The sequence below is a fragment of the Steroidobacteraceae bacterium genome (assembly GCA_041395505.1).
Classification (GTDB): domain Bacteria; phylum Pseudomonadota; class Gammaproteobacteria; order Steroidobacterales; family Steroidobacteraceae; genus JAWLAG01.
In genome coordinates this window covers 1,092,475-1,111,379 of sequence record JAWLAG010000001.1, presented here as the reverse complement: position 1 = coordinate 1,111,379, position 18,905 = coordinate 1,092,475, and the positions used below count along the sequence as shown (strand labels likewise).

Annotated in this window: 17 protein-coding genes and 1 tRNA gene; 8 read left to right on the top strand and 10 right to left on the bottom strand. The window is 63.4% G+C overall.

The window, feature by feature from the left end; all coding sequences use genetic code 11:
- Positions 1-33: 33 nt before the first annotated feature.
- From secD to R3E77_05075, 7 genes are all read right to left on the bottom strand, one after another.
- Entirely contained in the window at positions 34-1,905 is a 1,872-nt protein-coding gene (secD, locus tag R3E77_05105; GenBank protein MEZ5498795.1) for a protein translocase subunit SecD, read from the bottom strand.
- 7 nt (positions 1,906-1,912) lie between these two features.
- Positions 1,913-2,245, bottom strand: a complete 333-nt coding sequence (gene yajC, locus R3E77_05100) for a preprotein translocase subunit YajC (GenBank protein MEZ5498794.1) — start codon at positions 2,243-2,245, stop codon at positions 1,913-1,915.
- A 63-nt stretch (positions 2,246-2,308) separates the two neighbouring features.
- Complete coding sequence (gene tgt / locus R3E77_05095; GenBank protein MEZ5498793.1) at positions 2,309-3,439, bottom strand: tRNA guanosine(34) transglycosylase Tgt; 1,131 nt, start codon at positions 3,437-3,439, stop codon at positions 2,309-2,311.
- A complete protein-coding gene (queA, locus tag R3E77_05090) occupies positions 3,439-4,488 on the bottom strand; it encodes a tRNA preQ1(34) S-adenosylmethionine ribosyltransferase-isomerase QueA (GenBank protein MEZ5498792.1) in 1,050 nt (349 codons plus the stop codon). The genes tgt and queA overlap by 1 nt, the downstream gene beginning before the upstream one ends.
- Before the next feature lie 38 nt (positions 4,489-4,526).
- Positions 4,527-5,396: a PDZ domain-containing protein gene (locus tag R3E77_05085; GenBank protein MEZ5498791.1), complete on the bottom strand. Its 870-nt coding sequence runs from the start codon at positions 5,394-5,396 to the stop codon at positions 4,527-4,529.
- Positions 5,397-5,442: 46 nt separating this feature from the next.
- Positions 5,443-5,877 carry a hypothetical protein gene (locus R3E77_05080; GenBank protein ID MEZ5498790.1) on the bottom strand — a complete coding sequence of 145 codons (435 nt, stop codon included), beginning with the start codon at positions 5,875-5,877 and terminating at the stop codon, positions 5,443-5,445.
- On the bottom strand, positions 5,874-6,467 hold the full coding sequence (locus R3E77_05075) for an RNA polymerase sigma factor (GenBank protein MEZ5498789.1): 594 nt from the start codon (positions 6,465-6,467) through the stop codon (positions 5,874-5,876). Before R3E77_05075 ends, R3E77_05080 begins: the two co-directional genes overlap by 4 nt.
- A 64-nt stretch (positions 6,468-6,531) precedes the next feature.
- Here R3E77_05075 and R3E77_05070 point away from each other — a divergent pair.
- The 3 genes from R3E77_05070 (at position 6,532) to R3E77_05060 (ending at position 7,576) form a co-directional block, all read left to right on the top strand.
- Positions 6,532-6,618: transfer RNA gene (locus tag R3E77_05070), tRNA-Leu, on the top strand.
- A gap of 13 nt (positions 6,619-6,631) precedes the next feature.
- Positions 6,632-7,171, top strand: coding sequence for an NUDIX hydrolase (locus tag R3E77_05065; GenBank protein ID MEZ5498788.1), 540 nt, complete (start codon positions 6,632-6,634; stop codon positions 7,169-7,171).
- A gap of 81 nt (positions 7,172-7,252) precedes the next feature.
- The gene (locus R3E77_05060; protein ID MEZ5498787.1) at positions 7,253-7,576 is read left to right on the top strand and encodes a ferredoxin family protein; all 324 of its coding nucleotides are present in this window, start codon (positions 7,253-7,255) and stop codon (positions 7,574-7,576) included.
- Positions 7,577-7,602: 26 nt separating this feature from the next.
- On the opposite strand, the gene R3E77_05055 is transcribed toward R3E77_05060, so the two are convergent.
- Both R3E77_05055 and xerD read right to left on the bottom strand, forming a co-directional pair.
- Complete coding sequence (locus R3E77_05055; GenBank protein ID MEZ5498786.1) at positions 7,603-8,334, bottom strand: DsbC family protein; 732 nt, start codon at positions 8,332-8,334, stop codon at positions 7,603-7,605.
- Positions 8,335-8,434: 100 nt separating this feature from the next.
- Positions 8,435-9,340 (bottom strand): site-specific tyrosine recombinase XerD, encoded by a 906-nt coding sequence (xerD, locus tag R3E77_05050; GenBank protein MEZ5498785.1) that lies wholly within the window; start codon positions 9,338-9,340, stop codon positions 8,435-8,437.
- A gap of 255 nt (positions 9,341-9,595) precedes the next feature.
- On the opposite strand from xerD, the gene R3E77_05045 reads away from it, so the two are divergent.
- Positions 9,596-10,372 carry a lysophospholipid acyltransferase family protein gene (locus R3E77_05045; protein ID MEZ5498784.1) on the top strand — a complete coding sequence of 259 codons (777 nt, stop codon included), beginning with the start codon at positions 9,596-9,598 and terminating at the stop codon, positions 10,370-10,372.
- Here R3E77_05045 and R3E77_05040 read toward each other — a convergent pair.
- Entirely contained in the window at positions 10,369-13,833 is a 3,465-nt protein-coding gene (locus tag R3E77_05040) for a methylmalonyl-CoA mutase family protein (GenBank protein ID MEZ5498783.1), read from the bottom strand. The genes R3E77_05045 and R3E77_05040 overlap by 4 nt on opposite strands.
- 134 nt (positions 13,834-13,967) lie before the next feature.
- Between R3E77_05040 and R3E77_05035 the strand changes: the two genes are divergently transcribed.
- Genes R3E77_05035 through zapE form a run of 4 tightly spaced genes read left to right on the top strand, consistent with a single transcriptional unit; the run spans position 13,968 to position 18,759 of the window.
- Positions 13,968-15,149, top strand: a complete 1,182-nt coding sequence (locus R3E77_05035) for an acetyl-CoA C-acyltransferase (protein MEZ5498782.1) — start codon at positions 13,968-13,970, stop codon at positions 15,147-15,149.
- A gap of 33 nt (positions 15,150-15,182) precedes the next feature.
- A complete protein-coding gene (locus tag R3E77_05030; GenBank protein ID MEZ5498781.1) occupies positions 15,183-15,950 on the top strand; it encodes an SDR family NAD(P)-dependent oxidoreductase in 768 nt (255 codons plus the stop codon).
- A gap of 16 nt (positions 15,951-15,966) precedes the next feature.
- Positions 15,967-17,568 carry an electron transfer flavoprotein-ubiquinone oxidoreductase gene (locus tag R3E77_05025; protein MEZ5498780.1) on the top strand — a complete coding sequence of 534 codons (1,602 nt, stop codon included), beginning with the start codon at positions 15,967-15,969 and terminating at the stop codon, positions 17,566-17,568.
- A 33-nt stretch (positions 17,569-17,601) separates the two neighbouring features.
- Positions 17,602-18,759, top strand: a complete 1,158-nt coding sequence (gene zapE / locus R3E77_05020) for a cell division protein ZapE (protein MEZ5498779.1) — start codon at positions 17,602-17,604, stop codon at positions 18,757-18,759.
- The last annotated feature ends 146 nt before the right edge of the window (positions 18,760-18,905 follow it).

Sequence of the window (18,905 nt, the reverse complement as noted above, 5' to 3'; positions counted from 1 at the left end):
AAAAATTCCATCGCGCCGGCTCCGTGTAGCGGCCTAGATTGCGAGTTTTTCGATACGGCGCCGGCCGCCGTACATGAGTGTGATCAGGGCCCGCGCGCCGAGCAGGGCAGTGAACATCGAGGTCAGTATGCCGAGCGTGAGCACCACGGCAAAACCGCGGATCGGGCCCGTGCCGAACACCCACAACACGACACCCGCGATGAGTGTCGTGATATTGGCATCGGCAATGGCGGAGAAGGCCTTCTCGAAACCTGCGCGGATGGCTGCCTGCGGCGATACGCCATTGCGCAGCTCTTCCCTGACGCGCTCGTAGATGAGGATGTTGGCATCGATCGCCATGCCGACCGTGAGGATGATGCCGGCAATGCCCGGCAGGGTAAGCGCCGCGCGCAGGCCCGACAACAATGCCGCCAGCATGACGACGTTCGCGAGCAGCACGACGCAGGCGACCAGTCCGAAGCTCTTGTAGTACACCGCGATGAACGCAAAAACGACGAGCATGCCGATCAACAGCGCAAACAGCCCCTTGTTGATATTCTCCTGGCCGAGCGACGGACCCACTGCCCGCTCCTCGACGATGTAGATCGGCGCCGCCAATGAGCCAGCTCGCAACAGCAACGATAGTTCGCGCGCCTCACTCGGCAACAGGCCCGTAATCTGGAAGTTGTTGCTGAACACGCCGCGGATGGTGGCGACGCTGATGACCTTCTCGTCCTTGATCTCGCGCTCGACGTCGCGGCCATCGACCGTGACGATCTGCCGGCTCTTCTCGATGAACACGACGGCCATGGGTCGGTTGAGGTTGGCCCGCGTCGTGCGAAGCATTTCCTCGCCGCCGAGCGAATCGAGCTTGACCGACACGCCCGGGCCTTCCTGGGTGGCGGCGGTGGTGGCATCGGTCAGCTGATCACCGGTAACGATGATGTCGCGCTTGAGGAGCACTGGTTGGCCGTTCTTCTCGTGATAGAGTTTCGAGCCCAACGGTGCGCGGCCACGCTGCACGGCTTCGGCAACACTGTTCTGCACGTCGACCAGCCGGAACTCCAGGGTGGCCACCTTGCCGAGAATGTCCTTCACTTCGGCGGAGTTCTGTACACCGGGCAGTTGCACGGCGATTCGATCGAGGCCCTGGCGCTGCACTATGGGTTCGGCCACACCCAGTTCGTTGACGCGATTTCGAAGCGTGGTGATGTTCTGCTGGATGGCGTAATCCTGACGTTCGCGAATCTGCGCCGGGGAGAGCTGCATGCCAAGCGCCGGGCTATCGCCGCTGACGCCTTCGCTGAACGTGAGGTCACTGTGCGTATCGCGCAGCGCAGCGCGCGCCTTGGCGACGTCGGCGCCAGGGGCAAGCACGATGCGCAGGCCGTCGTCGATGGCACTGTCCTCACTGCGCGACAACGTGACGTCGCGAACTGTGACGTCTGCAGCGCTGAGCGCACGGCGAAAGTCCTGCTCGTAGACTTCGAGGAGCTGCCCAACCGCACCATTCACATCGACCTGGTAAAGAAGATAGAGGCCACCGCGCAGGTCGAGTCCAAGCGGCATGGGCCGGAGCCCCACGGCACGGAGCCAGGCCGGAGCACGAGGCGCGTAGGACAGCGCAGTTACGTATTCGTTCTTGAAACCGTCGTTGATGGCGTCCCGGGCACGCAGCTGCGCCGGTGCATCGGCGAAACGCAGCATCACGCGGCCTTCGTCGATATAGGACTTCTGCAGCGCGACGTTCTGCCCACGCAGGAATTCCTCGATCCGGGTCTGCGCCGCAGCATCGAGCGGCGCGCGATCCTTGGCAGCCACCTGCACGGCGAGGTCCTCGCCGAAGATGTTGGGCAGTGCGAGGAACAGGGACAGCAGCAATACGCCGCCGACCAGCCAGTATTTCCAGCGGGCGAATTCGAGCATGTGATCCTTAGCCTGACTTCAGCGTGCCCTTGGGCATCAACGAGCTGACTTGAAATTTCTGCACTTTGACCTGCACGCCCTGGGCGATCTCGAGCGTGAGGAAGGTCTCTCCGACTTCGATGACCTTGCCGAGTAGGCCACCCGAAGTGACGACTTCATCGCCGGCCGCGAGCTTGCCGAGCATGGCCTGGTGCTCCTTGGCCTTCTTCTGCTGCGGCCGTATCAGCAGGAAATAGAATATGACGACGAAGACGACCATCATCAGCAGTGGCGCCATCGAACCGCCGGGGGCGGCGGCACCGCCTGCCTGCGCATGGGCTACGGGGATCAGACCATTCATCGGCTCACCTGGGGCAGCTCCGGAAAGGCCGCGAATTATGCCACAGGGCCGTCCCGCCCTCGCCTAGGCGCCGGAAAATTCGCTCGCCAGGGCCGAAAAACGCCCCGCAGCAATGGCCGCGCGTATGCGACGCATCAGGCCGAGGTAGAAATGCAGGTTGTGGATCGTGTTGAGCCGCGCGCCCAGGATCTCGTTGCAGCGGTCAAGATGACGCAGGTAGGCGCGGGAGAAATTCCTGCAGGTATAGCACTCGCAGCCGGCATCGACCGGCGCCAGATCATCCTGGTGCACCGCATTGCGGATGTTGATCTCGCCCTGGGAAGTAAACAAATGGCCGTTACGCGCGTGGCGGGTCGGGATGACGCAATCGAACATGTCCACACCGCGCGCCACGGCCGCGACGATATCCGCCGGCCTGCCGACGCCCATGAGGTAGCGCGGCAGGCTGCGCGGCATTATCGGCAGCAAGGCATCCAGCACCTGTATGCGTTCCCCTTCGCTCTCGCCGACCGCAAGACCACCGATCGCGAGCCCCGACCACTCGAGTTCCATCAATCGCTGCAGTGACTCGTCCCGCAGCGCCGGATACATTCCGCCCTGCACGATCCCGAAAAGGCTTCCGGCCGGTTCGCCCGCGTGATGGTGGCGATGGCAGCGTGCCGCCCAGCGCATGGAGCGCTGCATGGAGGCGCGGGCAGCGGCCTCGCTTGCCGGATAGGGCGTGCACTCATCGAAGGCCATCACGATGTCGGATCGCAACTGACGCTGTATGTCTGTCGCGGACTCCGGCGTGAGACGCACACGCGCGCCGTCGACCGGCGAGGCGAACTCGACGCCGTCTTCGTCGATACGCCGCATGGCCTTCAAACTGAACACCTGGAATCCTCCCGAATCCGTCAGAATCGGACGGCGCCAGCCCATGAAGCCGTGCAGCCCGCCGTGACGGGCGATGATCTCGGCCCCGGGACGCAACATCAGGTGAAACGTATTGCCCAGGATGATCTCGGCGCCCAGCCCTTCGAGCTCGAGCGGCGTCATGCCTTTGACCGTGCCATAGGTGCCGACCGGCATGAACACGGGCGTCTCGACCTCGCCGTGCGCAAGGCGCAGCCGGCCGCAACGCGCTGCGCCGCACTCGGCGGTAATGGCAAATCGCGCGCCGCGTGGCAACGAAACTTGATTCGAAAGATTCATCAGGCGCGCGCATTGTAGCTGCCGGCACCGCAGCGTTCGAGGAGCATGGCATCGCCGTAGCTGAAGAAACGGTACCCCTGACGCACCGCGTGCGCGTAGGCCGCGAGCACGCGATCGCGCCCCGCGAAGGCCGCTACCAACATCAACAGGGTCGAGCGCGGCAGATGGAAGTTGGTGAGCAGCAGATCGACGACCTTGAAAGCGAATCCGGGGCGAATGAAGATATCCGTCTCGCCAGCCCGTGGCGCGAGCGCGCCATCGCCGGCAAGAGTTGCCGCCTCGAGTGCGCGTACGACGGTCGTGCCGATGGCAACGACCCGGCCACCACGAGCCCTGCAGTCGCGGACGGCGCTGACCGTGCTTTGAGGGATGGAAAACATCTCGCTGTGCATACGATGCCCGGCTATGCGCGCGCTTCGCACAGGCAGGAAGGTCCCGGCGCCGACGTGCAACGTCAGCGTCGCGCAGCCGATTCCAGCCGCCGCGATGGCCGAAAGCAACCCGTCGTCGAAATGCAGGCTCGCGGTCGGTGCGGCGACCGCGCCGGGCGCCCGGGCGAATACGCTCTGGTAGCGTTCGCTGTCCGACTGATCGGCCGCATGCGTGATGTACGGAGGCAAAGGTACCGAGCCGTAGCGCTCGAAGAATTGCAAGGCATCCTGCGGCAATGCCAGTCGCCACATGCCGTCGGCACCCTCCAGCACCCGCAGCTCGCCACCCGCACAGTGCAACACCATGCCGGGCCGGATGGGTTTGCTCGAACCGAGCTGCGCAAGCGCAGCGCACCCCGGCAACGCCCGCTCCAGCAGGATCTCGACGCGCCCGCCCGTGGCCTTGCGCGCTTCGAGTCGCGCCGGCACGACACGCGTATCGTTGAAGACGACGAGATCATGACGGCGCAGCAGTTGCGGCAATTGACGGACATCGCTGTCGAGCGGTGCCAACCCATCGGCCGCAAGTACCAGCAGGCGCGAGTCGCTGCGCCGCGGCAGCGGTCGCTGCGCGATCAGCCCAGGTGGCAGTTCATAGTCGAAATCCGCGAGTTCCACCCGCCAGAGTGTACGGGTTCACGCACCCGGCGCGCGCATCAGGTGGGCTCATCCTCGCCGTTGCGGCCGGGCATTGCCACCTCGAGCGTCACCGACTTGCGCTTGCGCAGAACCTCCAGCCGGACGCGCTCGCCGCGCTGGTAGGAACGCAGGATGCGCGTCGCATGCGATGCGCTCTCCGGTTTGCGGCCATCGATTGCGGTGATGATGTCGCCCGAACGAAGTTTCAGCGGCGAGTCTTCGCCGGCGCGCAGGACAAGCACGCCTTCGTTTGCACCAAAATACTCGCCCAGGTCCTTGTTTAGCGTCGCGAGTTCAAGGCCCGCCATGGCATCGGTACCGGCACCGAAGAATTCGAAATCGAACACCCTGCCGCCGGGCGCTGCCAGCAACGGCAGTGGCGGATGCGATGCTGCGGCGCGCGTGTTGAGTCGCCGTGTGACCACGTCGTCGCCGCGGCGTACTCGAAGCTGCACTTCGGCCCCTGGCGCGACTTCATTCATGGCTTCGACCAATGCAGCCGCAGGACGTGGCGAGCTCGCCAGATCGGCGTCATTGAGCGCGACGATCACGTCGCCCGGTTTGATGCCGGCTCGAGCGGCTGGCCCACCGGGACTGACCTCGAGGACTTTGGCGCCGCCGCGGGCGCCGGCCGGATCCACCTGAACACCAATGATCGCGCGCGGTTCGCGCACGCCGGACAAGGCCAGCCGATCGGTGAAGCGCTCGCCGAGCTGCATGGACAGGTCGGTCAGCTCACGAACCGCCGCCTCGAGTCGTTCGCGCGCGACTTCAATGCGCGTGTCGATATCCCTCTCCGCCGCCTTGGCGGTATTTTCGGCGGCTTCGAGCCCCGTTGCCGATCCGACCAACAGGGTCAACGCCAGAGCGCGAACCAGGTTTTTCATGCAATTCTCCATACCGATAGCCAGTGTGATCATCTGGGAAAATCCACTAACGTGCCGCTGCAAGTGCCGCCTGGGCGTAATGGATACTGTCGAGATTGCGCAGCAGCAGCTCGCGGTCGCGACGAAGTGGCAGGACGACATCGGTCGCACCATTGATGCGCGCCTGGTTGATGGCCTGATCCATCAGGGCGATCCGATCCTCGATGGCAAGCTGGGCCGCCTGGGCAGCCACATTGACCACGACGGGTTCGGCCGCTTCAGGCGGATGTATCGTCATGACCGACGCGACACCGGGCGCGGCGCCCTCGGGCAACGGTCGTGGCCGCGAGGCGAAGACCATCGCGACCACCGCTACAGTGCCGACCACACCCAGCACGGCACGCTGCCGCTGGCGCGTCCGCAGCCTCGCCTGCTCGCGAAGCGCGGCCCGGGCCTGAAAGGTCGCGAAGTCATAAGGTGGCAGCAGACGCCCGTCGCTCATGTTGGCGCTCCTTTGCTCACGGTGACAGCCGCTGCCGGTTTTGATGCGCCCGGCGCGGCTTTCTGCAAAGCCGCCCTGGCCCGCGCGAGCTGTGATTTGGAAAAGCTCGCCGAGCGGCCAAAGCTCGAGCCAATTTCCGCATGGCCCATGCCTTCGACTTCATGAAGCCACAGTACGGCCCTGGCCATCGGCGACAACCGCGCCAGCGCCTTTTCGGCATCCAGGTAATCGGCCGTCTCGGCCGGTGCCGGTTCGGCGATGAGCTCGAGGCGTGCCTGCGCTTCATTGCCCAGCCAGGCCAGCCGGCGCCAGGGCGACCGCAGGTATTGCAGCGCCTCTCGCAATGCGATCTGCCGCACCCAGATACCGAGCGGCGCAGCCCCGCGAAATGAACCGAGTTGTGAAAAAACCTTCATCATGGTGTTCTGGAACATGTCCTCGGCAGCGCTCTCGTCGCGCAACATGCGACGCAACAGCGCGAAAACCACACCGCCGAGACGGTCGTAGATCTGCCGCTGGGCCGCCGGGTCACCCAGCCGGGCGCGCTCCACTGTCGCGCCGTCGATGTGCAGACTGCCTAGCGGTGTCATTGCAGGGATTTAGATGCAGCCACGCGCAAAATGGTCGCAGCAACCCCTATAATCCGCGCCTCCGGCCGGGATGGCGGAACTGGTAGACGCGCCGGACTCAAAATCCGGTTCTGGCGACAGAGTGTGGGTTCGATTCCCTCTCCCGGCACCAACTGAAGATATTCGTGAAATTCTGTAGCAATTGTGCAGGCCCGCTCGAGCAGCGCATTCCCGAAGGGGACAATGCGCTGCGCTTCGTGTGCGACAGCTGCGGCAGCATTCATTACCAGAACCCGAAACTGGTGGTTGGCTGTGTTCCGGAGCACAACGGACGGCTGCTGCTGTGCCGTCGCGCCATCGAGCCGCGTCATGGCTATTGGACGGTGCCGGCCGGTTTCATGGAAAACGGCGAGACGCTGCAGCAAGCCGCGGCGCGCGAATCCCTGGAGGAAGCCGAGGCCGTTGTCGAGATAGGCTCGCTCCTCGCCATCGCGCATGTGACGCAGGCGCATCAGGTACACGTTTTCTTCCGCGCACATCTGGTCGACGGACGTTACGGCGTGGGCGTCGAGAGTCTCGAGTCGCGGCTGTTCACCGCCGAGGAGATCCCCTGGGTCGATCTGGCATTTCCCAGCACCGAGTACGCGCTGCGCCGTTACCTGGAGGACCGCGACGCGGGTCGCGAGCACCACCACTTTACGGAGCTGGCTCGCCGCGCGCGTTGACGCGTAGCGGTCCTGGCAGGATAAACTCTAGGCAAGCCCTGCAGAGCTTCTCATGCGACTGGATCATCTTCGAGGCATTCAATGACATTCGTCGTCACCGAAAACTGTATCAAATGCAAATACATGGACTGTGTTGAGGTCTGCCCCGTGGACTGCTTTCACGAGGGGCCGAACTTCCTGGTGATCGACCCCGAAGAATGCATCGACTGCACACTGTGCGAACCGGAATGTCCGGTCGAGGCGATTTTCTCCGAAGAGGAGCTGCCCGCTGAACAGAAGGAGTTCCTGCCGTTGAATGCGGAACTGTCGCGTCAATGGCCCGTCATCACGGAAATCGGCAAAGTGCCCGCTGACGCCAAGCAATGGGAAGGCGTCCCGAACAAGCGCAAGCTCCTCGAACGCTGATTATCACCGCGCAGGCGCGCGGGCGATCACTTGCTGCTGGTCTGAAGGTGACGCACGAGCATCGCGGGTGGCACGTAACCGGGCAACATCTCGCCGTTCGGCATGATCATCGCAGGCGTACCGTGCACGCCCACCTGTTCGCCGAGCGCGTAGTGCCTTGCGACCGGTGTATTGGCGCAGGGCTTGGCCTTGATGGGCTCGCCGCGCTTTGCCGACGTCAGCGCCGCGTTTCGATCCGACGAGCACCAGACGCTCTCCGCCTTGTGCCAGGAATCGGTGCCCGGGCCTGAGCGCGGGAAGAATAGATAATCCACCGCAACCCCGAGACGGTTGTATTCGGCGATCTGGCTGTGAAGCTTCCTGCAATAACCGCAGTCGACGTCTGTGAAGACCGTGATCGTGTAACGCGGATTGCTCGGTGCGAATTCCAGCCGATCGCTTGCGCCGACACCGGCCAGGAGCTTCAGGCGTGCGTCGCGTCGGCGATCCTCGCTCAGATTCTTCTCCGCGGCGAGGTCGTAGAGATCGCCTGCGATGACGTACTTGCCATCCCGGGTGACGTAGGCAATATCCGCACCGCGAGTGAACTCATACATGCCGTCGATGGGCGATGGGCGCAGGTCGGATGGCTTCGCACCCGGCAATCGCTTCGCCAGCGCCGCGCGCGTGTCGGATTCGGTGTCCGCCGCGCTCGCCAGGGAAGCAGACAGTGCTCCCAACAGGGCCAGGATCAAAATGCGGCCGGACGTGGATTTCATGGCAGGACCTGCGCGAACTGGCGATAAGGACTAGGACTTGGCTGGCGAGGAAAGGTTCGCCACGCGGGGAATGATAGCAGCCCGGGCCAGCGCCCGCGACCTAGCCGCGCGGATGATGCTGTGAGTGCAGATCCTTCATGCGCTCGCGCGCGACGTGCGTGTAGATCTGCGTAGTGGACAAGTCGCTGTGGCCCAGCAACATCTGCACGACACGAAGGTCCGCGCCGTGGTTCAGGAGATGCGTTGCAAAGGCATGACGCAGTGTGTGCGGCGACAGCTCCTTGGAGATTCCGGCCTTGCGGGCATAGCGCTTGATGATGTGCCAGAAGGCCTGGCGGGTCATGCGATCGCCGCGGCGGGTGGGAAAAAGATAATCGGTCGCCCTGTCGAGCAGGATATCGTTGCGCGGCCCTTCCAGGAATTCACGCAACCAGCGTACGGCTTCTTCGCCGAGTGGAATCAATCGCTCGCGATTGCCCTTGCCGACGATTCGTATGACGCCCTGGTTGAGGTTGACCTGGCTGTGCTTGAGGCTGACCAGCTCCGAGACTCTAAGTCCCGTTGCGTAGAGCACCTCGAGCATGCAGCGATCCCTGTGGCCCAGCGGATCCGCGACGGTCGGGGAATTGAGGAGCGATTCGACTTCTTCCTCGGAAAGCGATTTTGGCAACGATCGGCCGATCTTCGGCATGGCGATGTCCGCCGTCGGATCCTCACGCAGCTGACCCTCGCGCACCAGGTAACGGAAGAAGCGGCGGAACGAACTCAATTGCCGGGCAGTCGAACGCGGGCGGGCGCCAGCTTCGACCCGGGCGGCTATGAACGCGAGCAGGTCCGGGCGCGTCGTTTGCACGATCGGCCGGTCGCGCTCGCCCAGCCAGCGGCCGAGAGCCGTCAGATCGGCACGATAGGCAGCCAGTGTGTTGGGCGAAAGGCCACGCTCCATCCACACCGCGTCCAGGAACTTGGAAACCGCAGGATCGGTCGAATCGGCTGCTTTACTGATGCGCGCTGCGGCTTGCGTTACCAATGTCAGTCTCTTTCGTGAACTCAATGCCCGGTCACATCAACCACGAGTCCGGGCCATCGCAGGCTCCGGACCAATTCAAGCGTCAAGGTGGCGACGACCGGGTTCGCCTTGAATGCAGTATGGGTGCGCAGCGTGATGCCGGACGTGACCATCATCACATCCATCGACAAGCGTTAACATAAAGAGAACCAGTTCACAGGTATGCTGCGGCAAAAGCGGTCGAATTTCACGATGGATACGTCCTCCCTGCCGTTGCCGGCGCTGCGCCAGAGGCCTTTGGCTGCGCCGCTGCGCACAATCTACGGAATCTGCGCCTGGCTCGTTTTCCTTCTGCTCGCGCTCGGTGCGGTGCTGGTGTTGCTGTTGCTGCCGGGGCTCGATCTGCGACGCAGGGTGACGCACTGGGTCGCGCGCAGCTATCTGCGCCTCAGCGCGACCTCGCTCGAAGTAAACGGGCTCGAGATGCTGCCCGCGGGACCGTGCATCGTGGTCGTGAACCACGAGAGCTATATCGATGGCCTCGTAGTCAAGGCGGCACTGCCGCCGCGTTTTGCTTTTGTCATAAAGCGGGAAATGGCGACCGTGCCGCTGGCCGGCCTGTTGCTGCGCCGCATCGGATCGCACTTCGTCGAGCGCAGCGACCGGCACAAGGGCGCAAGTGATGCCCGCCGTGTGCTGCGCTCGGCAGCGAGCGGCGCATCGCTGGTGTTCTTCCCGGAGGGAACCTTTGCCCGTGAACCGGGTTTGCTGAAATTTCACGCCGGCGCATTCGCAACCGCAGCTCGTTCGGGCCTGCCGCTGGTAACCGCAGTGCTGAGCGGTACCCGCCATGCCCTGCCGCCCGGCGCCCTGCTGCCCCGCCCTGCGCGTCTGCGCCTCGCAATACTGCGCGTCGACCCCGTCGAAGCATTGAACGGCCAGGAGCAGCGTCAGCGGCTGAGCGAGCGCTCACGCCAGCTGATGCTCGAGGCGCTCGGGGCGAAGGACGGGGCGGCGAAGGCCGCCTAGACGCTGCGGCGGTAACGGCCGCCGACTTCGTAGAGCGCGCGGCTGATCTGGCCCAGCGAGCACACACGCACTGTTTCCATCAGTTCCGCAAAGACATTGCCGCCGCTCGCGGCGACTTGCTGCAACCTCGCAAGCGCGGCAGGGGCATGCTCGGCATGGCGTTGCTGGAATGCGCGCACTGCGGCGACCTGGTTACGCTTCTCTTCTTCGGTCGAGCGGATCAACGCGACGGGTGCGTTGTCGTGGGCTTCGCCGTCGTCAGCCAGGAAGGTATTGACACCCACGATCGGCAGGCTGCCATCGTGCTTGCGCGTCTCATAGTACAGGCTCTCCTCCTGGATCTTGCCGCGCTGGTACATGGTCTCCATCGCGCCGAGCACGCCGCCACGTTCGGACAGCGATTCAAACTCGCGGTAGACCTGCTCCTCGACCAGGTCGGTGAGGTAGTCGATGACAAACGATCCCTGCCAAGGATTCTGACTGCGATTGAGCCCGAGCTCGCGGTTGATGATCAGTTGTATCGCCACCGCCCGGCGTACGCTCTCCTCGGTCGGCGTCGTCAGCGCTTCGTCATAGGCATTAGTGTGCAGGCTGTTGCAGTTGTCGAACAGCGCATACATCGCCTGCAATGTCGTGCGGATATCGTTGAACTGGATTTCCTGGGCGTGCAGCGATCGCCCGGATGTCTGGATGTGGTACTTGAGCATCTGGCTGCGAGGTCCGGCGCTGTAGACATCGCGCATTGCGTTGGCCCAGATGCGCCGCGCCACCCGGCCAATGACCGCGTATTCCGGATCCATACCGTTCGAGAAGAAGAACGACAGGTTCGGTGCAAAATCGTCGATCTGCATACCGCGCGCCAGGTAATACTCGACGATCGTAAAGCCATTGGCGAGTGTGAACGCGAGCTGCGAGATCGGATTCGCGCCGGCCTCGGCGATGTGATAGCCCGAGATCGACACGGAATAGAAATTGCGAACCTGTTCGGCAATGAAATACGCCTGCACGTCGCCCATCATGCGCATGGCGAATTCGGTGGAGAAGATACAGGTATTCTGCGCCTGGTCCTCTTTGAGTATGTCGGCCTGGACAGTGCCGCGCACCGCGCGCAGTGCCTCGCCGCGGCATTGCTGATACTCGGCGACGCTCAGAACGCCTGCCTCCATGAGATCCTGCGGCCGCAGTCCCAGAAACGCGAGGCCTCGCTCGTCGTTGCCTTCCGGCAAATCGCCGTTGTAGCGGGGCCAGGTATCGCCCGCCGCCCCGGAGCGCTCCGCGATGAGACCGCGCACGTCCTCGAACCGGCCATTCGAGCGCAACAAGGTCTCAATGCGCTGGTCGATGGCGGTATTGAGGAACATGGCGAGCAACATCGGTGCCGGCCCGTTGATTGTCATCGACACTGAAGTCGTCGGCGCGCACAGATCGAAACCCGAGTAGAGCTTCTTCATGTCGTCGATGGTCGCTATCGAGACGCCGGAATTGCCTGTACGACCGTAGATATCGGGGCGCGTGTCCGGATCCTCGCCGTACAGCGTCGTCGAGTCGAAGGCGGTCGACAATCGGGTCGCCTCGTGGCCAGCTGCCAGGTAGTGGAAACGGCGGTTGGTGCGCTCCGGCGCACCCTCGCCCGCGAACATGCGGGTCGGGTCTTCGGCTTCGCGCCGATACGGGTATACGCCAGCCGTGTACGGAAAAAAGCCCGGCAGGTTTTCCTTGAGCAGGAAGCGCGCCTGCTCTGCAAGGCTCGGATACGTCGGGGCCGAAATCTTCGGCACCTTGTTCTGGCTCAATGTCTCGGTGTAGTTCTCTCCCGTGACATCCTTGCCGCGGACCTGGTAGGTGTAAGTATCGGCACGCACGGCCTCGGCGCGTTGCGGCCAGTCGCGCAGCTCGGCAAGCGCCGCCGGTTCGATTTCGGCGAGCGCATCGTTGTAGCTACGGGCCAGCTGGCGCAGCGTCTTTTCCGCCGGCAGCCGCGCGAGGTCATCTTCGTCAAAGGACGCGAGAAGCTTCGGCAATGGCTCGGCGCCGAGTACCCGCAATGCCTCGTGCAGCGACTGCGCGCGCCCGGCAGCACTGGCGGAGCGCTCATTACGCCGGGCGCGGTCCCTGCCCGACTGCACGATATCGGCAAGATAGCGGGCACGATTGGCCGGAATCAGCGCATCACGGCCGCGAAATGCGGTTGGCCCCGGATCGTCGAGCTGCCATTTCTGCAGCGCCTGCGCATCCGATGCCAGGCGTTCGCAGATCGCCGCAAACAGTGCGTTGACACCCGGATCATTGAACCGGCTGGCAATCGTCGGATAGACCGGCAGCTGCTCGTCGGCAAGCATTGCGCGATCGTGGTGGTTGCGGCGCCATTGTTTGCGAATGTCGCGCAAGGCATCCTCGGCACCGCGCTTTTCGAACTTGTTGAGTACGATCAGCTCGGCGTAATCGAGCATATCGATCTTCTCGAGCTGGCTCGCAGCACCGTACTCGCTGGTCATGACGTAGATCGAATGGTCCACGAGATCGACGATTTCAGTATCGCTCTGGCCGATCCCTGCGGTCTCGACGATGACCAGGTCGAACCCGGCGAGCTTGTAGAGCCCGATCACGTCGCGCAGCACCGCGCTCGTGGCGAGATTGGCACGGCGGGTGGCCAGTGAGCGCATGAAGATGCTCTCCGCCGCCAGACTGTTCATGCGAATACGATCGCCGAGCAGAGCACCACCGCTGCGGCGGCGCGTCGGGTCGATTGCCACCACCGCGATCTTGTATTGCGGAAAGTGACGTACGAATCGTTGCAGCAGCTCGTCGGTCAGGCTCGACTTGCCGGCACCGCCGGTGCCGGTGATTCCGACCACTGGAATCCCGCGCTGGCTGCGTGACAACGCCCGGCGAATCTGCTCGAGCGCGGCATCGCCATCGGGCGCCGTCTCGAGCACGGAGATCGTCCGCGCCAGCTGTTGGCGGTCGCGATGATTGACGGGCCCGAAGGCGTAGGGCGGCCGCGAAGCAGCGCGCACCCGCGCGAATACATCGTCGATCATGCCCTTCAAACCGAGGCGTCGCCCGTCTTCAGGCGTATAGATCTTCTCGACGCCATGGGCCTCGAGATCGGCGATTTCCTGCGGTGCTATCGTCCCGCCGCCACCGACGACCACGCGTATGTGGCTCGCATTCAACTCGCGCAGCATGTCGATCATGTACGCGAAATACTCGTTGTGCCCGCCCTGATAGGAACTGACCGCGATGCCGTCGGCGTCCTCCTCGATGGCCGCGCGCACGATGTCGGCGACACTGCGGTTATGCCCGAGGTGGACGACTTCCGCCCCGGCAGCCTGCAGTAACCGCCGGATCATGTTGATGGCCGCGTCGTGCCCATCGAACAGGGATGCCGCGCTGATAAAGCGCAGGGGAGCCCGGCTTTGCGGGTTTTCGGCGGTCATTTGTCGCGCGGGAGTACTCATGGAGCTCAAAATTGGTCAAAATGGTCCTTCACCCGCGCGAGTCTAGCAGCGCGATGGCGTGGCCGCATGCCGGCAATGCTTCCATCGCGTCATACTGTGCGGCAGCTCTCTAGCATGAGTCCGGCGAGGAGAACATGAGCAAGATCGAAACTGTCATCGTAGCGGCCAAACGAACGCCAATCGGCGGGTTGCAGGGGGTGTTCAGCGAAGTCAAGGCGCCGGCGCTCGGCGCGGCCGCCATACGCGCCGCGATCGATGCAGCGGGTGTCAAGCCGGCCGCCATCGAAGAGGTGATCATGGGTTGCGTGCTGCCGGCAGGCCAGGGCCAGGCGCCCGCGCGCCAGGCAGCGATCGCAGCGGGCATACCGGACCGCACACCCGCCACGACCATCAACAAGATGTGCGGTTCGGGAATGAAAGCCGTGATGATGGCCGCCGACCAGATTCGTACCGGCGATGTTTCGCTGGCGGTTGCCGGCGGCCTCGAGTCCATGACCAATGCGCCCTATCTGCTCCTCAAAGCACGCGGCGGCTACAGGATGGGACATGGCGAATTGCTCGATCACATGTTCTACGACGGCCTGCAGAGCCCGTTCGACGGCAAGTTGATGGGCTGTTTCGCCGACGCGACCGCCGCCAAATATGGTTTCACGCGCGCCTCGCAGGACGAATTTGCCGCCGAGTCCGTGCGCCGTGCGCTCCACGCCGTTGAATCCGGTGCCTTCACCGCCGAGGTTACGCCGGTCAAATTCAAGGGTCGCAAGGGCGAGGTTGTGGTCGATCGCGACGAAACACCCTTTACCTGCAATATCGAGAAAATTCCGGCACTGAAACCGGCGTTCGCGAAAGATGGCACCGTCACGGCCGCCTCATCGAGCTCGATATCCGACGGCGCGGCTGCACTGGTGCTGATGGATGCTGCGGCAGCCAAGGCGCAGGGCATCAAACCCCTGGCGCGTATCCTCGCCTATGGCAGCCATGCGCACGAACCGGAGTGGTTCACGACCGCGCCTGTCGGGGCCATCAAGAAGACACTGCAGCAGGTTGGCTGGTCCGCCGGTGATGTCGACCTGTATGAGGTCAACGAAGCATTCGCGGCGGTAACCATGGCGGCCATGCACGACCTGGGCATTGCCCGCGAGCGCATCAACGTCAACGGCGGCGCTTGCGCGCTCGGGCACCCGGTCGGCGCGACCGGTGCGCGCATACTCACGACCTTGATCCATGCGCTCTCGGCCCGCAAGTTGAGACGCGGCCTGGCTTCGCTTTGCATCGGCGGCGGCGAAGCCACCGCGATGGCAATCGAACTCGTCTGAACCACTTCGCTTCAAACCCAAGGACTCATCAAGATGCGGATCAGTGAAGCATGCGCGGTAATAACAGGTGCCGCCTCCGGACTCGGCAATGCGGTTGCACGCCATATCGTTGCGCAGGGCGGCAAAGCGACGCTGCTCGACGTGCAGGAAGGTCCCGGAGAGAAAGCCGCACGCGAACTTGGAGCAAATGCCTTCTTCGTGAAATGCGATGTCACGTCCGAGGCTGAGGTCGACTCGGCGATAGCGAGCGCCCGCTCGCAGATGGGTGGGCTCAACCTGCTGGTCAACTGCGCCGGTGTCATCGGCGCCGGCCGGGTGCTCGGCAAGAATGGACCGATGGCCGGCGAATTCTTCACCAAGGTCATACACATCAACCTGATCGGCACTTTCTTCTGCGACAAGGCGGCTGCCGCAATCATGCAGAACAACGAACCCAATGCCGAAGGCGAGCGCGGCCTGATCATTCATACGTCCTCGGTTGCAGCCTTCGAAGGACAGATCGGCCAGGCGGCCTACTCGGCCACCAAGGGCGGCGTACTCAGCATGACGCTGCCCATCGCGCGCGAACTGGCCCGGTTCGGCATTCGTTGCATGGCCATCGCGCCGGGCATTTTCGAAACGCCCATGGTCGCTTCGCTTCCACCCGACGCACAACGTTCGCTCGGCGAGCAGGTTCCCTTTCCTTCCCGGCTTGGGCGGCCGGAAGAGTATGCGCAGTTGGTGCAGACCATCTTCGAGATCCCCATGCTGAATGGCGAAGTCATACGCCTAGATGGCGCCATACGCATGCAACCGAAATAACAGGAACGCGACTGCCATGAGCGAACGCGATGTCATGCAATACGACGCCGTCATCGTCGGCGGCGGCCCGGCCGGCCTCGCGTGCGCGATCAAGCTCAAGCAGCGCAAGCCTGATCTCAATATCTGCCTGCTCGAAAAAGGCTCGACGATAGGCGCGCATTCGATTTCCGGCGCTGTACTGGAGCCGGCGGCGCTCGATGAACTGACGCCGGAGTGGCGTGAGGATCCGCCTGCCATCTGCGTGCCCGCGGTGCGCGATGAGTTCCTGTACCTCACGCGCCGTGGGCGCGTGCGGCTGCCAACCCCGCCGCAGCAGCACAACGACGGTAATTTCATCATCTCCCTCGGGTTGTTGACGCCCTGGCTGGCCACCAAGGCGGAGGCACTCGGTGTCGACGTATTTCCGGGATTTGCAGCTGCAGAACCGTTGTTCGACGAACGGGGCGCCGTCGCGGGCGTACGCATTGGCGATATGGGTGTGGCGCGCGATGGCAGCCAGGGCCCGAACTACGCGCCGGGTCCGGAGGTTCGCGCACCCGTGACCTTTATTGCCGAGGGCTGTCGCGGCAGCATCGCGAAGCAGTTGATCAAACGCTACGATCTGGCGCGCGGCTGCGACCCGCAAAGCTATGGCCTCGGGTTCAAGGAACTGTGGCGCGTGCCATCCGGGCGCGTTACGCCTGGACTCATCCAGCACAGCATGGGCTGGCCTCTCGACAGCCGCAGCTACGGCGGCAGCTTCATTTATCACCTCGACGACGACCGGGTTTACGTCGGCATGGTGGTCGGCCTCGACTATCGCGATCCGCGCCTCTTTCCGTTCGAGGTCTTTCAGCAATTCAAGAACCATCCGCAGGTGCATGAGTTGCTGGAGGGTGGCGAGATACTATCGGCCGGTGCTCGTACCGTGTCGGCAGGGGGTTGGCAGTCGACCCCCGTCCTCGAGATGCCGGGAGCGGTACTGATCGGAGATGCTGGCGGAACGCTCAATTTTGCCAAGATCAAGGGCATCCACCAGGCGTTGCGCAGCGGCATGCTGGCAGCCAACCACTATGGCGATAGCGGCCAGCTGGCCGGGTTCGACGCGAAATGGCGCGCATCGCCCGGCGGCCAGGAATTGAAGCGCATCCGCAACATCAAACCCGGCTTCAAACGCGGTCTGTGGTTTGGTCTGGCCAACGCCGCGTTCGAAACCTACATTACGCGCGGGCACTCGCCATGGACATTGCACAACAGCGCAACCTACCCGCTCGAGAAGCTCGCGGCGACACAAGGCACGGCGCAGCAGTGGGAGGATCGCGATCTGCCGCCGCGTGACCGGCTCGCATCGGTGTTCTTCGCCGCCACGACGCACGACGAATCCCAGCCGGCACATCTGCATGTCGCCGATACCAGCATCTGCGCCAGCCGCTGCGTGGAGGAATATGGCAACCCCTGCACACGGTTCTGCCCGGCCAATGTCTATGAAATGATCGACGATGGCGCTGGTGGCAAAAAACTGCAGATCAATGCCGCCAACTGCGTGCACTGCAAAGCCTGCGATATCAAGGATCCTTACCAGATCATCAACTGGGTGCCTCCGGAAGGCGGCTCGGGACCGAACTACCAGACGCTTTGAACTGACATCAGCCAAGCGCAGGCGAGTCCGCCCATGTCTGCAAATCGCACGCCGCGCTCACCACTACTGCTTGCCTACCAGCACGCGCTCGAGGCGCGCGGCCTCAAATCCGATGCGGCGCAGCGCAAGGTCCTCACGGAACTCGACCGGCTGGGGAGCGAGCTACTCGAAGCGGAGCTCGACTCGCAGTCCCTGGCGGCCAAGCTGAGGCGCCGGCTCGGTAATTCACGCGCGCAGACGCCTGTCCGCGGCATCTACTTGTGGGGCGATGTCGGGCGAGGCAAGACCTTCCTGATGGATCTTTTCTTCGACCACCTCGATCTCGACAGGCGCAGGCGCGTGCACTTCCACCGCTTCATGTTCGAAGTACACCGCCAGCTTCGAAGCCTGCGCAATGTCGCTGCGCCACTCGAGCGGGTTGCCGCGAAGATCGCCAAGGATACGCGGCTGCTTTGCTTCGACGAATTCTTCGTTGCCGACATTGCCGATGCGATGATACTCGGCGGCCTGTTCAAGGCGATGTTCGATCTCGGCGTGACGCTCGTGGTGACATCGAACGTACCGCCGGATGAGCTTTATCGCGACGGGCTGCAGAGGCAACGCTTCCTGCCGGCCATCGAGCACATCAAGCGCAACACGCGAGTCGTCGAGATTGGCCGCGGCGTCGATTACCGCCTTCGCGAATTGACGCGCCACCGACTCTATCTCGACAGCGCCGTCGCGGCGAGCAGCGACGAACTGGCGACACTGTTCGAACTGCTGAGCGGCGAAGTGGGCGAGCGAGATGACAGCATTGCCGTTGCCGGCCGAAGGATTCCCTACGTCCGCCATAGCGACAATGTCATATGGTTCGAATTCAGCGCCCTTTGCCAGGGTCACCGCAGCCAGACGGACTACATCGAGATCGCCGACCAATACCAATCGGTGCTGCTTGGCAACGTACCGGTTTTCGACGCCCGCCATGAGGACGCGGCACGACGTTTCATCGCTCTGGTGGACGAGCTTTACGATCGCAGCGTCAACCTGATCGTTTCGGCCGCTGCGCCACCGGGCGAGCTGTACCGTGGCAGCAAATTGACTTTCGAATTTCGGCGCACGGCCAGCCGCTTGATGGAAATGCAGAGCGAGGACTATCTTTCGCGAGCTCATTTCCTGCCGCCGCAGACACTTGCGTCCGGCGGCAACGACTGATCACGCTGCGAGGCCAATTGAACCGACGGCGATGTATAATCGCAGTCCCGAAACCTGCCACCGCCACGGCGCAATGGCGACCTGCATCTCAATCCGCTACTCAAAACCGCGGTCAGAATGCCGATACCCGTTCTGGCCGGGCGCAC

What these genes read in the sequence shown, in the direction of transcription:
- R3E77_05075 (MEZ5498789.1), bottom strand. Translation starts at nt 6,467, where the DNA reads ATGACACCGCTAGGCAGTCTGCACATCGACGGCGCGACAGTGGAGCGC.
- tgt (MEZ5498793.1), bottom strand. Translation starts at nt 3,439, where the DNA reads ATGAATCTTTCGAATCAAGTTTCGTTGCCACGCGGCGCGCGATTTGCC.
- R3E77_05030 (MEZ5498781.1), top strand. Translation starts at nt 15,183, where the DNA reads ATGCGGATCAGTGAAGCATGCGCGGTAATAACAGGTGCCGCCTCCGGA.
- R3E77_05085 (MEZ5498791.1), bottom strand. Translation starts at nt 5,396, where the DNA reads ATGAAAAACCTGGTTCGCGCTCTGGCGTTGACCCTGTTGGTCGGATCG.
- R3E77_05035 (MEZ5498782.1), top strand. Translation starts at nt 13,968, where the DNA reads ATGAGCAAGATCGAAACTGTCATCGTAGCGGCCAAACGAACGCCAATC.
- R3E77_05060 (MEZ5498787.1), top strand. Translation starts at nt 7,253, where the DNA reads ATGACATTCGTCGTCACCGAAAACTGTATCAAATGCAAATACATGGAC.
- R3E77_05055 (MEZ5498786.1), bottom strand. Translation starts at nt 8,334, where the DNA reads ATGAAATCCACGTCCGGCCGCATTTTGATCCTGGCCCTGTTGGGAGCA.
- R3E77_05045 (MEZ5498784.1), top strand. Translation starts at nt 9,596, where the DNA reads ATGGATACGTCCTCCCTGCCGTTGCCGGCGCTGCGCCAGAGGCCTTTG.
- R3E77_05025 (MEZ5498780.1), top strand. Translation starts at nt 15,967, where the DNA reads ATGAGCGAACGCGATGTCATGCAATACGACGCCGTCATCGTCGGCGGC.
- R3E77_05080 (MEZ5498790.1), bottom strand. Translation starts at nt 5,877, where the DNA reads ATGAGCGACGGGCGTCTGCTGCCACCTTATGACTTCGCGACCTTTCAG.
- R3E77_05040 (MEZ5498783.1), bottom strand. Translation starts at nt 13,833, where the DNA reads ATGAGTACTCCCGCGCGACAAATGACCGCCGAAAACCCGCAAAGCCGG.
- yajC (MEZ5498794.1), bottom strand. Translation starts at nt 2,245, where the DNA reads ATGAATGGTCTGATCCCCGTAGCCCATGCGCAGGCAGGCGGTGCCGCC.
- secD (MEZ5498795.1), bottom strand. Translation starts at nt 1,905, where the DNA reads ATGCTCGAATTCGCCCGCTGGAAATACTGGCTGGTCGGCGGCGTATTG.
- zapE (MEZ5498779.1), top strand. Translation starts at nt 17,602, where the DNA reads ATGTCTGCAAATCGCACGCCGCGCTCACCACTACTGCTTGCCTACCAG.